Below are 13411 nucleotides of genomic sequence, written 5' to 3' on the forward strand. Positions count from 1 at the left end.
TCATGACATCTGTCAGGTTCAGACCGGACGGATAAGGATGTGTTTCTTCTTGCCGGACGAGACCTTCAGCGTACCCTCGCGTAAATCCTCAAGGGTGAAGGTCTGGTTTTCATCGGAAATGACGACGTCATTGACGCGGCCACCACCGCCACGGATCAGCCTACGGGCCTCACCGCCACTGGCGGCCAGTCCAGCCTCCTGAAATACGCGGAACGCCGGAAGACCTTCGGCCAGCATATTGGCGGGAAGATCGATTTCCGGGAGAGCGGCCGTTGTGGAGCCCTGTTCGAAGACCTTGCGGGCCGTCTCGGCAGCCTCTTCTGCAGCCGTGCGTCCGTGACAGATCGCAGTGGCTTCCGTGGCAAGGATCTTCTTGGCTTCGTTGATGTCTGCCCCTTCAAGGGCGCCCAGACGTTCGCATTCTTCAACGGGAAGATCCGTGAAGAGCTTAAGGAAGCGGCCGACATCGGCATCTTCCGTGTTGCGCCAGAACTGCCAGTAGTCAAAGACCGAGCGCTTCTCGGCACGGAGCCATGTGGCGCCCTGTGCAGACTTGCCCATTTTCACGCCGGACGACGTGGTGACGAGAGGCGTGGTGAGACCAAACACCTGCTTGCCATCGGTGCGACGTGTTAAATCGATACCGGCGACAATGTTGCCCCACTGGTCCGAACCGCCCATCTGAAGCACGGCTCCATGGCGACGGTTCAGTTCACGGAAGTCGTAGGACTGAAGAATAGAGTAGTTGAACTCCAAAAACGTCAGGCCCTGCTCACGGTCCAGACGCTGCTTCACACTCTCGAAAGACAGCATACGGCTGATGGAGAAATGAACGCCGACGTCCTGTAGCAGGTTGATGTAGGACAGCTTGTCCAGCCATTCCGCATTATTCGCGAGGATGGCGCCGCTGGATGGGTCTTCATCGCTGAAGGTGATGAACTGGCGCAGGGACTGCTCAATGCCAGCAATGTTGTGCGCGATGGTGTCGTTCGTCATGAGCGAGCGGGCTTCGTCACGGAAGGACGGATCACCAATCTTTGCCGTGCCGCCACCCATCAGGGCAATTGGGCGATGACCATGCTTCTGCAACAGGCGCAGCGCCATGATGGACATAGCATTGCCCACATGCAGGGAGTCTGCCGTCGGGTCGAAGCCTACATAGGCAGTAATTGATCCAGCCAACATGGCTTCATCGAGGGCGTCGAGGTCGGTGCACTGGAAAATCAGGCCGCGTGCCTGGGCTTCGAGAAGGAACGGACTCTTTGGCATGGATCGGTCTTGCTGCTGCGCTGTCGGAAAAGGGGAAGGTCTGTCTATCATAACATCACGCAAAGCACGACCATGTGCCCCATGACACTGGACGCAACGGGATGGTCATTGTTTGTCGCTTGAATGACGGCACCTTCGGTCACTAGAGATATGTTATATCGTAACATAATGTCTGAGTGTGTATCCCCCATGTCTGTCCGTCCTTTTCGGAAAGCTGTTCGTCCTTTTTATCCGGCTCTGATTGGCAGCATGATGTGGAGCCCTGTCGTCTTTGCAGATGACCGGACAGAGACCCTCAAGTCCTCGAAGTCCGAGGATATTGTTGTAACGGGATCTTATCTTGGAGGGGCGGGGAACAAGACCGCCAATCCGGTTCAAATCATTTCGGCGAAGGATATTCAGAAAACCTCGGCCATCTCCCTTGGAGATTATCTGACGCGTCTGCCCTCTGTCGGCTCATCAGGAACACCCAATACCCGCACGAACGGTGGTGGGGGCGTGTCCTGCACAGACCTGCGCAATCTGGGGCAGGGGCGTGTTCTGATCCTGATTGATGGCAAGCGCACGGCGATGAATGCTGGCTCGGAATGTGTGGATCTCAACGCTATTCCCGTGCAGCAGATCGACCGGATCGAGATCCTGAAGGATGGGGGGTCCGAGCTTTATGGAGCGGATGCTGTCTCAGGCGTCATCAATATCCGCCTGAAACATGATCTGACGGGAGGAAACCTGACGATCAAGGGCGGCATCACACAATATGGAGACAGTCGATCCGGGCTGATTTCTGGCTACAAGGGCTTCAATTTCGATCATGGCCGCGGCAACGTCACCCTGTTTGGTCAGTACGATACGACTGGACCGATTTCTTCACGGGATCGACGATGGGCTGCGCTGCCGCAGAACGACAATCCGGCTTCTGGAGCGCCAGGTTTTGGCTCCTCCATCATCCCATCAGGCGTGGCGTTTAATCCGGTTACGGGGAAGCGCATGGTCCCTGACGGCAATGGCAGTTTTCGGGCCTTTCAGTCTTCGGATCTGTATAACTTCGCTGAAGGCTCAATGCTCCAAAACTATCATCAGAATGCTGCCTTGTCTGGTGATGCCCATTACGATCTGAACTCACACATCACGCTGTATTCCAACGTTCGTTACAGTCACACTACGGCGTCCCGGCAGCTTTCCCCATCTCCTGTGCAAGGGAGCATCCCGCCTTCCAGTCTTCCGTCTTCCTGGATCATTCCAGCGGATAGTCCTGATAATCCATGGGGTAAGGATTACGCTGTGACGAAGCGGATGGAAGATGTCGGATACCGGCAAAATGACTTTGCTGTGGATACCTGGACGGTCATTGGTGGTGCCAAAGGACGCATTGTCGGGGACTGGCAGTATGATGCCTCCATGACCTATGGCGTCAGTCAGTTGACGGCACAGACGCAGAATATGGTCAACTATCGCCACCTGCTGGAAACGACCGGCACGGAGCAGCTTGATCCGTCCAGTTCGTCGAGTGCGGTGCGATATAATCCGGATATCTGTGTGGCTGCGTCAGGATGCGTTCTGCAAAACCCGTTCGCGCCTTATTCGGAACAGGCTGCAAATTACGTCCGGTTTACACAGCGCGACCACGCGGATTACCAGATGCGGGACGTCAATCTGCGTTTTCACAACAACCATGTTGTGAGCCTGCCATATCGTCATGGCGGCCAGATCGGCTTGGCATTCGGAATGGAGCACCGGAGCGAGCAGCTTAGCTACAAGCCCGATCCCGTTGTGGAGCGGGGGGATTCTACGGGTGCGACAACGGCTTATACGGGCGGCGGCTTTCATGTGACGGAAGGGTATGTTGAAGGGAAAATCCCGCTTCTCGAACATGCTTTTCTGGCGCGGGATCTCACCGTGGATCTTCAGGGGCGTGTCTCGGCGTATAATACGTTTGGAACGACGAAGAACTGGAAGGTCGGGCTGCACTGGGCACCTGTTCAGGACATCGCGTTTCGCGCCACGTTGGGAACGTCCTACCGGCAACCAAGCATTTACAGTCTCTATGGGGGCCGCACGCTGAGCTATCCGTCTGCGTCCGACCCATGCAGTCAGGCGGGAGCCTATGGAGCGCGGGCTGGAACTGTTCGGGCAAGGTGTATGTCTGAAGGGATCAATCCCGAGACGTTTAGTTCGGCGTTCGTGGGGCAGTTGCCCACGCTGTCGGGCGGAAATGCGGCTCTAAAGCCAGAAACGGGCCGTACCTATACAATCGGAACAGTTGTCACGCCGCACTGGGTGCCGCATCTCTCGCTGTCCGTCGAATACTGGCACTATACGTTGCAGAACATGATTTCCGCACCGGGCACGCAGTATATTCTGGACGGATGCTATACGGGAACGGAACCACAGCTTTGCTCGCTGGTCTCGCCACGGTCCACAAGCGGGCAGCTTACGGCAATTTCTGCCGTTCAGCAGAACCTTGGTGGCCTGCGGACGAATGGTCTGGATATCGACCTGACATACCGGATGCGTCTCGGGCGGCGTGACAGTCTGTCCCTGTCCGAAAACTATCAGCAGTTGATCGGGTATTTCCAGCAGTACACGCCGGGTGGGGCCTGGCGGAATTATACAGGACGACTGCTCTACCTGTCTGGCAGCGGGATGCCGCGTGAGCGGAGCTACACTACGGTCAGCTGGCAGCATGGCGCGTTCAGCCTGACCTACATGGTGCAGTATATTGGCGGGATGCACTGGAATGACGGCACGAACGATCTGGCACCGCAGACGGCGGGGCGTACGCGCTCACCGGGCGTTTTTCTTCAGGATGTGACGGTGGGATATCGAGCGGGTCGATGGACGTTTAATACGGGCATCAACAACCTGTTCAACAGGCAACCGCCTTTCGTGGTGGACGGGGCTTCCAATACGGCTGTGGCGCAGTATTCGGGCTTTATTCCGGGCCGTTATGTGTTTGCACAGGCAGGTGTGGATTTCTGACAAGTATAAAAGAGAGGCGTCCACGTGTGACGCCTCTCTCGTTTCAGTCCGGGTATTCAGTCTGGACTGACCTGCCCATACTCAGTTGTACAGGCAGGGGTTCGCATAAGTTTTTTCAGTGCTTGATGGCGTCTGGCAGAGCGTAGACCACAAGCTGGTCCGTAACCGGTGTCATCATGAAGTGATGTCCCCCTGCCATGATGGCAACATACTGATGGCCGTTGGCTTCGTAGGTCATCGGGTTAGCCTGCCCACCACCCGGGAGCACTGCGCTCCACACGACCTTGCCGGTGTGTTCGTCAATGGCACGGATCTGGTTATCCGTAGCTGCTGCGATGAACACCAGACCACCAGCCGTCACGACAGAACCGCCATTGTTCGGTGTTCCAATCTCCCATGACAGGCCGGTGGGGAGCCCCCAGGGGCCATTGGCACGAGCTGTTCCCAGCGGATGCTGCCACAGCACTTTCTGACCGTGCTTCATGTCGATCGCCGTGATCATTCCGTAAGGCGGCCGATGGCACAGCATCTTGGTGAATGGGTCCCAGAAAGGAGCAATGGCGATCGCATAAGGTGTGCCTTCCATCGGGCCATTCCCTTCAGCCGCCCCGGCACCCGGTTTGTAATGCGGGTCGTCGATCGGCATCAGCTTCAGCGCATCGGCCTTCCGGCGGGTGATAAGCTGGGCATACATTGGTGATGCATTCCAGTTGGCAATCAGGATGCCAGTGTTTGGGTCATAGGACATGGAGCCCCAGTCACTGCCTCCATTGTTGCCGGGATACATGATCCAGGGCTTGTCCAGACTTGGGGCCGTGAACTCACCGTCATAATGCGCGCTGCGGAATTTGATCCGGCAGTAGAGCTGATCGATCGGAGACATCCCCCACATGTCTTTTTCGCGGAGTTCCGGCATCCGAAGGGCGGGCATTCCGACAGACCAGGGCTGCGTCGGCGCGCGGCTGTCACCGGGCACATGTCCTGCTGGAGCAGGGCGCTCCTCCACTGGCAGGATTGGCTTTCCCGTTCTGCGGTCCAGCACAAAAGTCTGGCCACGTTTGGTTGGAACAATCAGAGCCGGTGCCAGCATGCCGTCTGGCCCTCGAAGGTCCATCATTGTGACCTGGGAACCCATGTCATAATCCCAGACATCCTTGCGGGTCGTCTGATAGACCCAGCGTGGGGAGCCTGTCTTGACATCGAGGGCAACGATCGACGTGGAAATGGCATTTTCTGCCGGGCTACGCAGCCCGCTATAGTAGTCGCCGCCCGCATTGCCAGTCGGGACGTACACAAGGCCCAGGGCATTATCTCCGGTCATGGCCGCCCATGAGTTCGGCGTGCCACGGCTATAGTGGCGATTGCCCGTTGGCTGGCTGTGATCGTCAGGATTGCCAACATCCCAGGCCCAGACAAATTTTCCGCTTTCAGCATCGTAACCCCGGATCACGCCAGACGGTGCCCAGCGACGCTGACCATCCAGCACTTCGTGATTGACGACGACAATACCGTTCACCACAGGTGGCGGAGCCGTTATGGCCACGAAGCCGGGGACGGATTCACCCATGCCCTGCATCAGGTTGACCTGTCCGTTATGGCCAAACGCGGGGCAGAATTCACCTGTTGCCGCATCAACGGCCACAAGGCGCATATCCAGTGTGCCTTCAATGATGCGGTTGTGGCAGGGCTGACCCTCTGGCACGACAGCAGACGTGAAATACGTCACACCCTTGCAGGCTGCCGTGTAGGGGATGGACTCGTATTTGACGTTCAGATTACGGCGCCAGATCTCTTTTCCAGTCACCGGGTCCAGCTTCATGATGTCGTTCTGAGCTGAGCACATGTAGAGGCCGTCACCCACCTTGATGGGTGTGGTTTCAGCCGCCCATTTGTTGGTCTGACCCGGACGTGGATAGCTGCCCGTATGGTAGGTGAATGCAACCTTCAGGTTGTTGACCGTCTCGGGGGTCAGTTCTGTCAGAGGGGAATAGCGCGTTTGGTTATCGTCACGGCCATAGGCCGGCCAGTCTCCATGCGCCGGGTTTGCACTCTGCTGGGGCGCCATGGATGGAATTTCGGAAATGTCGATTGATCCGATATCCGGCAGGTTTGCAGCATTTACACCCGGAGCCTGCGGGGCATACGGAGAGGGTCCGGCAAAATAGCTTGAATCCGCCGGTGTGTTTTCTTTGGGTTCGTCGGCGTTGCCCGGGCCGGGAATAGTCGCCGAAGGTGGCCCCCCGGAGCCTGCGGGAGCGAACTGAGCGTGGGCGGCGAGAGGCGAACAGGCGAGCGCGAGGCCTGCGGCTGTTGCGAGAAGGTGAGACCGGCGCATCAGACGGCTCCTCTGAGTGTACGGCGGGATTTCAGGCGGCGAAGGACCGGAATGGTCAGGACCACAAGAATGCCGAGAATGGTCGGGCCGAAAGCGCGCGGCAGAAGGTCAATCGGGCTGACCCCGACTTCCCACAGGGACCAGACCCATGTGTAGGCCAGGGCGCCGAGGTACAGGAATGCGCCAAGCGTGCGGCCCATCACCATGAACACCCCGCTGGCGACCAGCACGATCCCGCAAATGACGTAGTAAACAGAGCCGCCCAGCATCGCGAGGTCAGCCCCCATGATGACAAAGATCAGGCCCACAAGAAGAATAACGACCCCCAGAAGCAGCGTCAGCCACTCCGTCAGAGTCTTCGTGCCGTTACGGACAGCCATGGACGTGTTCTCCGGTAAGGAATGTGCTGTTTCTGCCGCAAGAATTGATTTTGGAATGATTCATGATCCCGGTTTCCATGTGTGGTCTTAGAAAGTAATTCCGGTTTCGAAATCCAGTATCAGTGGATTTTTGTACCGGTTGGTCCCGCCTGTGCTCCAGATGTACTGGGCACCAGGACGGATCAGCAGCCATGGGGTGGGGCGCCATCCGTAGTTCAGTTCGATGGCGTGTTCCCCGCTTGGGCGGTAAAGACCGGTGGCGCCATTTTTCTGAAGTTCGGCGACCCAGTTGGCCATCTTGGCATTCACCCAGAGGAACTTCATGCCGAGGCTAACTGTGTCATCGGGGCGATTTTTGAACGTGCCTTTGCGTGTCAGGCCCCAGTCGACGAAGTATGGCGCGATGGCCGTTCTCGGATCACCCCAGGTGAAGGACGCAAAAAACGATGTGCCGCGATGTGCATCCCCTGTGTCGCGCTGGATCATGCGATCGAACTGGAACCATCCGCCGAAACGTCCCCTGACCTTTGCTGTTGGTGCACTAACTAGATAGTTACTTGGAATTTCAAACATTCCATATTGGGAGTACACATTGTTGACCTGTGACGTATCCCAGTATCCGCCGATCTTGACGTTGGTTTGCAGGGGACCACTGTAATCGTCTTTTCCGCCCTGATGCCAGACAAGCTGGAAGGGCAGAAAGGTGCCGGTGGCGCCGTGCAGGTTCATCTTCCACCCGTTATGGGTGTTTCCAATCGTCGGATCAGCAGAATAGACGCCAAACTGAATGGAATAATGGTTGTTTCCGGCAGGGTAGAATTTCACCCATGCGCCGGGATGGGCCGTCGGATAGTATCCATAGCCTGAGTTGTAAGCGATGGACTGTGGCATGCCGCAGATGGCGTTGGTCTGGAACTGACAGTAGTTGTTCATACCCCAGTAGATGGACCATGTTTCGAAGTCGGTTTCAGAGTTGATTTCGCCGATCGTCGTTGAAACGTAGCGGTTCCAGTTCATCTCCCAGGACAGCAGAGACAAACGCACTGTGGGAGAGCCGTAGATTTCCTGCGGACTGTTTAGTGCAGGAAGTTTTGCACCGAGGCCCTGTCCCGCGCGGGAGGTCACGATGAAGTGGAACAGGCCGATGCTGTAGCCTGTGAGCTTCTTGAGATCGAAATCAAAATTCAGGCCGATTTCGTGTGCGTACCTCACATTCTGGGACTTGCCGCCCATCGGGTTGCCAGCAGAATCCTGAAAGTAATGGCCCGTGATGTTCACGCCCTTGTCCGTCAGCCATGGGCGCCAGCCGCCCCAGTCCCCGGTCATGGTGCTTTGCTTCATCCAGTCATGCAGGCTGGCGGGAAGAAAGGACTGATCCGTTGTTATCGGCTGGGCAAGGTCGTTCACGCCAGGTTGGGATGGTGTGACGGTTACGGGCTTTGGAGCAGGACGGATTGTTTTGATACGGCTTTTCGCATTGCTCCTGTAGCGAAGGGCAGCATGTTCCGAGGTTGTTCGCTCATCCTCGGATACGGTTGCGGTGGAAGATTGCGCCCGTGCAGTGCCTGTGGTGAAGGCAAATCCTGACGTAATGGCGCAGACCAGTCCCAGCGATTTGACCCATTGTCTCTCGAACGGCTGCATATTCTCAACGGCCGGGCGGGCCGTGTCCCAACTCTGCTTAAGTAACGGACCGTTCCGTTACATGAACATGAATCTATCTCACGAGACGGACGAGGCCCGGGAATGACAAAGAAGAGAGAAGTTTTACAGACGCTCTTTCTGTGATTTGGAAGAAAGGGTTCTATTTGTTTTCATTAACGTTTTTCTTGGAAAGACCGCCAAAATCTATTTGAGCGGTCATAATCCAAAGGCAGGATCACGCTTGCGTGTCCCTCCGTACAAGGCCTGCCTGGTGAAGGTCCTATTCGGTTTCGTAGGGCCAGTCTGCCTTGCTGAGACTGCGAGGCGCAAGGACATAGGCCACGCAGCCCAGAGCTATGGAAAGTCCTGCAATCACGCCCGCAATGCGTGTTCCCATAATGAATGGGTTGCAGGTTTGCAGAAGGAAGATCGGAATGAAATTGAAGGCATAAACAACGCCCTTCCAAGGATTTCCGCTCACCAGAAAAGGAAGCCCCCCGCAGAGGGCAAAGCCAAGCGCCAGCCCCATAAATTCCAGACTGAACAACAGGGTGTCGCGCAGGGCGAATGATGTAATCAGGGCGTATGGAATGATCAGGCTGAGAACACGCAGCGGTATCGTGACGGACAGGCGGGAAAGCTTTGCCGAAAAGACAGACCGGACAAAGGAAAGACGATCGCCAAAACGCCCGGTAATCAGCAGGAGAGGCCAATGCTGCCGTTGAGTAAGCCAGTTGTCGCTAACGGCGATCATCGCGCCTGCGCTGAAGACAAGTGGCTTCCAGCATGCTGCGAAACTCTTGTGAGTGAAGAGCGACATTCCCATTGCCGATATGGACATCAGAACAGGAATGAACAGGCAGCTTAGCAGGATGTCAGTTTTGAGTGTCAGAGGTGAGGTCGGTGCCAGCAGCATCTGGCGAAGCTGATAGAATGTGATGGGTTTGCGGGCCCGTGTCTTTGCTTTGCCATAAGGAAACTCCGGCAGCGCGTCTTTCAAAGACGCAGAAGCGTCGAGAGCATGCGGAGTAGCCGGAGTACCGTGAAGGCGGTTGGGCAGGGAGAGAATACTGACGATCATGACCAGCAAAAGACAAACATCTGCTGGAATGGTGAGGATGGGTGGACGCGTCAGAAGCCATAGGCTGGCATTTGAGAGGAGGAGGAGGCCGAATTGCCCCAATATCAGGATGCCCCCTGCCAGACTGATCAGAACGCGTAGTTTCTGGGACTGGCCTTGGGGCGGGACGTACCACTGCAGCACGGTAGGGATTGAATTGAACAGCACAAAGAAGAGGGCGTCGTGGAACGGAATGGGCGCAAAACTCAGGGCGGTACTGAGCAGTAAGACGGACACGACATCCACGATGCAGACTGCTCTTGCTTCCGCTAAAGCCAATCCGGGAATAGCAGGAGCCTGAGCTGCACCGATCTGTCTTGTAGCATGCAGTTGCAGGCAGTTCTGGATGAACATGGATGTGAGGATGAGACTGACAACATTGGCGTGCGACAGAGCCTGCTCAAATGTCTCATGCGTCAGAAGCCTGTGCAGCCTCCGAAGATCCATTAAGGACGTAAACAGAAAGAACCCAACTGAAATCAGCAGGTAGTTTGCCCGAAGGAACACGGGGCTGGCGTAGAGTTGCAGGGCTCGCCAGAGGTCAGACCATTCCTGCCGGGTGAGGGAGAGGCTGCCCATGGTCAATGCTCCCGCGGAGCCGTGATTTCAAGGAAGGCGTCTTCAAAGTCGGGAATGGAGACGGATGTTCCGTCAGGAAGGGCGAGGTCCTCGGTCCACCCGTGAGCAAGAATGCCGCTCTCCCGCTGCCCGAGTATCTGGCATGGCAGAGTGTGCAGTACTTCCGGAGTGCTGTGGTCCAGCCACCGGGTCTGTGTTCGGAAAACTTCTGCAGACACATCCAGAACAAGATGGCCTTGCCGAACAAACAGCAGGCGTGAGCACAGACGTTCGAGATCTGACAGAATATGGGATGAAATCAGAATACTGGCGCCAACGCGCGTTGCATAACTGCCGAGCAGATTCATGAAATCCCGCCGGGCATGAGGATCGAGGCTGGCGACAGGCTCATCCAGTACGAGGAAATCGGGCTCGTGCCGCATGGCCAGAAGAATAGCCAGACGCTGTTTCTGGCCGCCCGAGAGGTTGCGAACAATCTTTTTGAAATCCAGATCGGCCCATTGCAGCAGGATGGGATCAATAGGGGGCAGATCGCCGTAAAACGCGCCGATATAATCAATCAGTCGACCAACACTGAACGCTGTAAATCCGCTCATGGTCTGGGGGACAAACCCGGTACGGGCCCGGAGGTCTCGCGGCAGCGAAAGAACACTTTGGCCAAAGATGTCCACAGAACCCTGATCGGGGATCAGAAATCCCATGAGACAGCCGATCAAGGTGGATTTTCCGGCACCATTGCGCCCGAGGAGAGCTACGGTTTCACCGGGTTCGACTGTAAAAGAAACGTGGTCGAGCGCAGTGAAGCTGCCGAAGCGTTTTGTGAGGTCCGTCACACGGACGGGTAAGGTCGGGGGGGCGGGCCGGATTGTCATGCAATAAACGTTGCACAATGTTACTGAACCGACAAACAAAAAAAATAGCCTGCGATCCGCACAGGAAAGCAGGCTATTTTTATAGTCCTGGTTGAAGAACCGGGATCAGTCGGCGGCCAGTGCGAGAGCCTTGCGGCCACGCATGGTCATGACGTGATCTTCCAGTGCTTCTCCGACGCGCTCAGCCTGCTTGGCGAAAATGTGGTCGGCATCGTCGAAGATACGATAATCGACCGTCACATTCTTCTGCGTGTTGAGCTTGTCGACCAGTTTGCGAATGCCTGGCTCGGGAGCCATTTCGTCCTTGCCGCCAGCGATCATCAGACCACTACACGGACAAGGTGCAAGGAAGCCGAAGTCATAATCATTGGCTGGAGGCGCAACGCTGATCCAGCCACTGATTTCCGGGCGGCGCATCAGAAGCTGCATGCCGACGAACGCCCCGAACGAGTATCCGGCGATCCATAGTTCGCTGGAGTTCGGGTTGACCATCTGCATCCAGTCAAGTGCTGCAGCTGCATCGGAGATTTCTCCGATACCGCCATCGTAACGCCCCTGGGAGCGGCCGACGCCGCGCGAGTTGTAGCGCATGACCGAGAAGCCCATCTTCTCGAAGTGGCGATACATCGTGTACGTAATACGATTATTCATGGTGCCGCCGTGAAGCGGGTGTGGGTGCAGCACCAGGGCGAGGGGAGCGTTTGGTTCGCTGGAGTGGTGGTAACGACCCTCAAGCCGGCCATCTGGGCCGGCGAACATCACTTCAGGCATGAATACTCTCGCTCTATGTCCGGCAGGATTACGGCCCTGCCTTCCGGTGGGCGTCTGTATATCGAGTTGAAAGCCAGAATTTCCACCAAAATCGACTCGGGATTGCGATTCCTGCAACTCTGCACGATCTAGAGAACATGACGAACGCATCTGCTCCGAACTATCTTGACGCCAATGCAACCGAGCCTCTGCGCCCCGCAGCGAGGGAGGCTGTGCTGTCCGGTCTGCTGCTGTCCGGCAATCCGTCTTCGGTCCACGCGGAAGGGCGCGAAGCCAGGCGATGTCTTGAAGATGCCCGTAGTCGTATCAGTGCGGGTTTCGGGCGGATTTCCGGGACCTGTGTGTTCACATCAGGTGGCACGGAGGCTGACGCAATGGCCATTCATGCGTTCGGTCAAGGGCGTCGGATCCTGATCGGCGCAACGGAGCATGATGCCGTTCGTAAGGCCGCCCCGAATGCGGACGTTATTCCGGTGAATGACCAGGGCATTCTGGACCTGGAAATCCTCCGTCAGCGTCTCGCGGATGGGGCGCCAACACTTGTCTGTGTCATGGCCGCCAATAACGAGACAGGGGTTTTGTCGCCACTGGAGGATGTGGCTGCACTCTGCCGCGACTCGGGCGCACATCTGCATGTGGATGCGGTTCAGAGCGCTGGGCGACTGCCTTTCAGCCTGACTGAGTGCAGCGTTGCTCTCTCGGGGCACAAGATGGGCGGACCAAAAGGCGCAGGTGCGTTGCTGCTGCCACGGGATGAACCGATTGATGCCCTGATGGTGGGCGGCGGTCAGGAGCGCGGTCGGCGAGGAGGAACGCAGCCTTTGCCAGCTATTCTGGGCATGGCTGCTGCTTTTGATGAGGCGCAGGCTCAGAACTGGTCCGCTATTGAGGCACTGCGGGAGCGCGTCGAACAGGTGGCGGTGGCTGCGGGAGCCCGTGTTGCCGGGCGTCAGGTCGCCCGCCTGCCGAACACAAGCTGCCTGGTCCTCGACGGGGTTGCCGCACAGGTACAGCTCATGACGCTGGATCTGGAAGGATTTTGTGTTTCTGCCGGTTCGGCATGCTCTTCTGGAAAGGTCGCGGCATCTCATGTTCTGACGGCGATGGGCGAGACGACCGGCGCCTCTCAGGCCATACGAGTGTCGTTGCCGTGGAATGTGAGGGCAGAGCAAGTTGACGCGTTTTGTGATGCCTATGAGCGTATGGCGCGTCGTTTGAGCAAACGTTAAGGCGCGCTCATGTGGTCATTTTCCAGCCTGAGTTTCCGGGCCTGCTCTTCCAGAAGGGCGCTGCGGGCGTTGATCCATCGGCTTGAAGGGGAAATGAGCTTGAGGAGTAGAATACCGAAGGTGATGGCAAACAGAGTGCTGCCAAGGGGATCAGGTCCATGAGGCATTCTCTACCTGAAACAGGGTTCGAGGCTGAAAAACCCATCTATATCTGGAACCGTAACGATCTGTGT

Annotated in this window: 10 protein-coding genes; 2 read left to right on the forward strand and 8 right to left on the reverse strand. The window is 56.8% G+C overall.

Going from position 1 to position 13411, the window contains the following annotated elements:
* Positions 1-18: 18 nt before the first annotated feature.
* Positions 19-1269, reverse strand: coding sequence for a tyrosine--tRNA ligase (tyrS, locus tag GCE01_RS06470; protein WP_099211775.1), 1251 nt, complete (start codon positions 1267-1269; stop codon positions 19-21).
* Positions 1270-1458: 189 nt separating this feature from the next.
* Between tyrS and GCE01_RS06475 the strand changes: the two genes are divergently transcribed.
* A complete protein-coding gene (locus tag GCE01_RS06475) occupies positions 1459-4248 on the forward strand; it encodes a TonB-dependent receptor domain-containing protein (RefSeq protein ID WP_099211777.1) in 2790 nt (929 codons plus the stop codon).
* 115 nt (positions 4249-4363) lie between these two features.
* On the opposite strand, the gene GCE01_RS06480 is transcribed toward GCE01_RS06475, so the two are convergent.
* The 6 genes from GCE01_RS06480 to GCE01_RS06505 form a co-directional block, all read right to left on the reverse strand.
* Complete coding sequence (locus GCE01_RS06480) at positions 4364-6583, reverse strand: pyrroloquinoline quinone-dependent dehydrogenase (protein ID WP_099211779.1); 2220 nt, start codon at positions 6581-6583, stop codon at positions 4364-4366.
* Positions 6583-6963 carry a glycerol dehydrogenase gene (locus GCE01_RS06485; protein WP_099211781.1) on the reverse strand — a complete coding sequence of 127 codons (381 nt, stop codon included), beginning with the start codon at positions 6961-6963 and terminating at the stop codon, positions 6583-6585. Before GCE01_RS06485 ends, GCE01_RS06480 begins: the two co-directional genes overlap by 1 nt.
* Positions 6964-7050: 87 nt before the next feature.
* A complete protein-coding gene (locus tag GCE01_RS06490; RefSeq protein ID WP_099211783.1) occupies positions 7051-8607 on the reverse strand; it encodes a carbohydrate porin in 1557 nt (518 codons plus the stop codon).
* 280 nt (positions 8608-8887) lie between these two features.
* Positions 8888-10306, reverse strand: a complete 1419-nt coding sequence (locus GCE01_RS06495; RefSeq protein ID WP_099211785.1) for an ABC transporter permease — start codon at positions 10304-10306, stop codon at positions 8888-8890.
* 2 nt (positions 10307-10308) lie between these two features.
* Positions 10309-11178, reverse strand: a complete 870-nt coding sequence (locus GCE01_RS06500; protein WP_099211787.1) for an ABC transporter ATP-binding protein — start codon at positions 11176-11178, stop codon at positions 10309-10311.
* A 105-nt stretch (positions 11179-11283) separates the two neighbouring features.
* Positions 11284-11949 (reverse strand): alpha/beta hydrolase, encoded by a 666-nt coding sequence (locus GCE01_RS06505; protein ID WP_064274695.1) that lies wholly within the window; start codon positions 11947-11949, stop codon positions 11284-11286.
* A 137-nt stretch (positions 11950-12086) separates the two neighbouring features.
* Here GCE01_RS06505 and GCE01_RS06510 point away from each other — a divergent pair, with 137 nt between their 5' ends.
* Positions 12087-13178, forward strand: a complete 1092-nt coding sequence (locus GCE01_RS06510) for a cysteine desulfurase family protein (RefSeq protein ID WP_099211789.1) — start codon at positions 12087-12089, stop codon at positions 13176-13178.
* On the opposite strand, the gene GCE01_RS16820 is transcribed toward GCE01_RS06510, so the two are convergent.
* Positions 13175-13345, reverse strand: a complete 171-nt coding sequence (locus tag GCE01_RS16820; RefSeq protein WP_167386124.1) for a hypothetical protein — start codon at positions 13343-13345, stop codon at positions 13175-13177. The genes GCE01_RS06510 and GCE01_RS16820 overlap by 4 nt on opposite strands.
* Between the last annotated feature and the right edge of the window lie 66 nt (positions 13346-13411).

The organism is Gluconobacter cerinus (assembly GCF_002723935.1).
Classification (GTDB): Bacteria; Pseudomonadota; Alphaproteobacteria; order Acetobacterales; family Acetobacteraceae; genus Gluconobacter; species Gluconobacter cerinus.

What these genes read in the sequence shown, in the direction of transcription:
- GCE01_RS06500 (WP_099211787.1), bottom strand. Translation starts at nt 11,178, where the DNA reads ATGACAATCCGGCCCGCCCCCCCGACCTTACCCGTCCGTGTGACGGAC.
- GCE01_RS06510 (WP_099211789.1), top strand. Translation starts at nt 12,087, where the DNA reads ATGACGAACGCATCTGCTCCGAACTATCTTGACGCCAATGCAACCGAG.
- GCE01_RS06490 (WP_099211783.1), bottom strand. Translation starts at nt 8,607, where the DNA reads ATGCAGCCGTTCGAGAGACAATGGGTCAAATCGCTGGGACTGGTCTGC.
- GCE01_RS16820 (WP_167386124.1), bottom strand. Translation starts at nt 13,345, where the DNA reads ATGCCTCATGGACCTGATCCCCTTGGCAGCACTCTGTTTGCCATCACC.
- GCE01_RS06480 (WP_099211779.1), bottom strand. Translation starts at nt 6,583, where the DNA reads ATGCGCCGGTCTCACCTTCTCGCAACAGCCGCAGGCCTCGCGCTCGCC.
- GCE01_RS06495 (WP_099211785.1), bottom strand. Translation starts at nt 10,306, where the DNA reads ATGGGCAGCCTCTCCCTCACCCGGCAGGAATGGTCTGACCTCTGGCGA.
- GCE01_RS06505 (WP_064274695.1), bottom strand. Translation starts at nt 11,949, where the DNA reads ATGCCTGAAGTGATGTTCGCCGGCCCAGATGGCCGGCTTGAGGGTCGT.
- GCE01_RS06485 (WP_099211781.1), bottom strand. Translation starts at nt 6,963, where the DNA reads ATGGCTGTCCGTAACGGCACGAAGACTCTGACGGAGTGGCTGACGCTG.
- tyrS (WP_099211775.1), bottom strand. Translation starts at nt 1,269, where the DNA reads ATGCCAAAGAGTCCGTTCCTTCTCGAAGCCCAGGCACGCGGCCTGATT.
- GCE01_RS06475 (WP_099211777.1), top strand. Translation starts at nt 1,459, where the DNA reads ATGTCTGTCCGTCCTTTTCGGAAAGCTGTTCGTCCTTTTTATCCGGCT.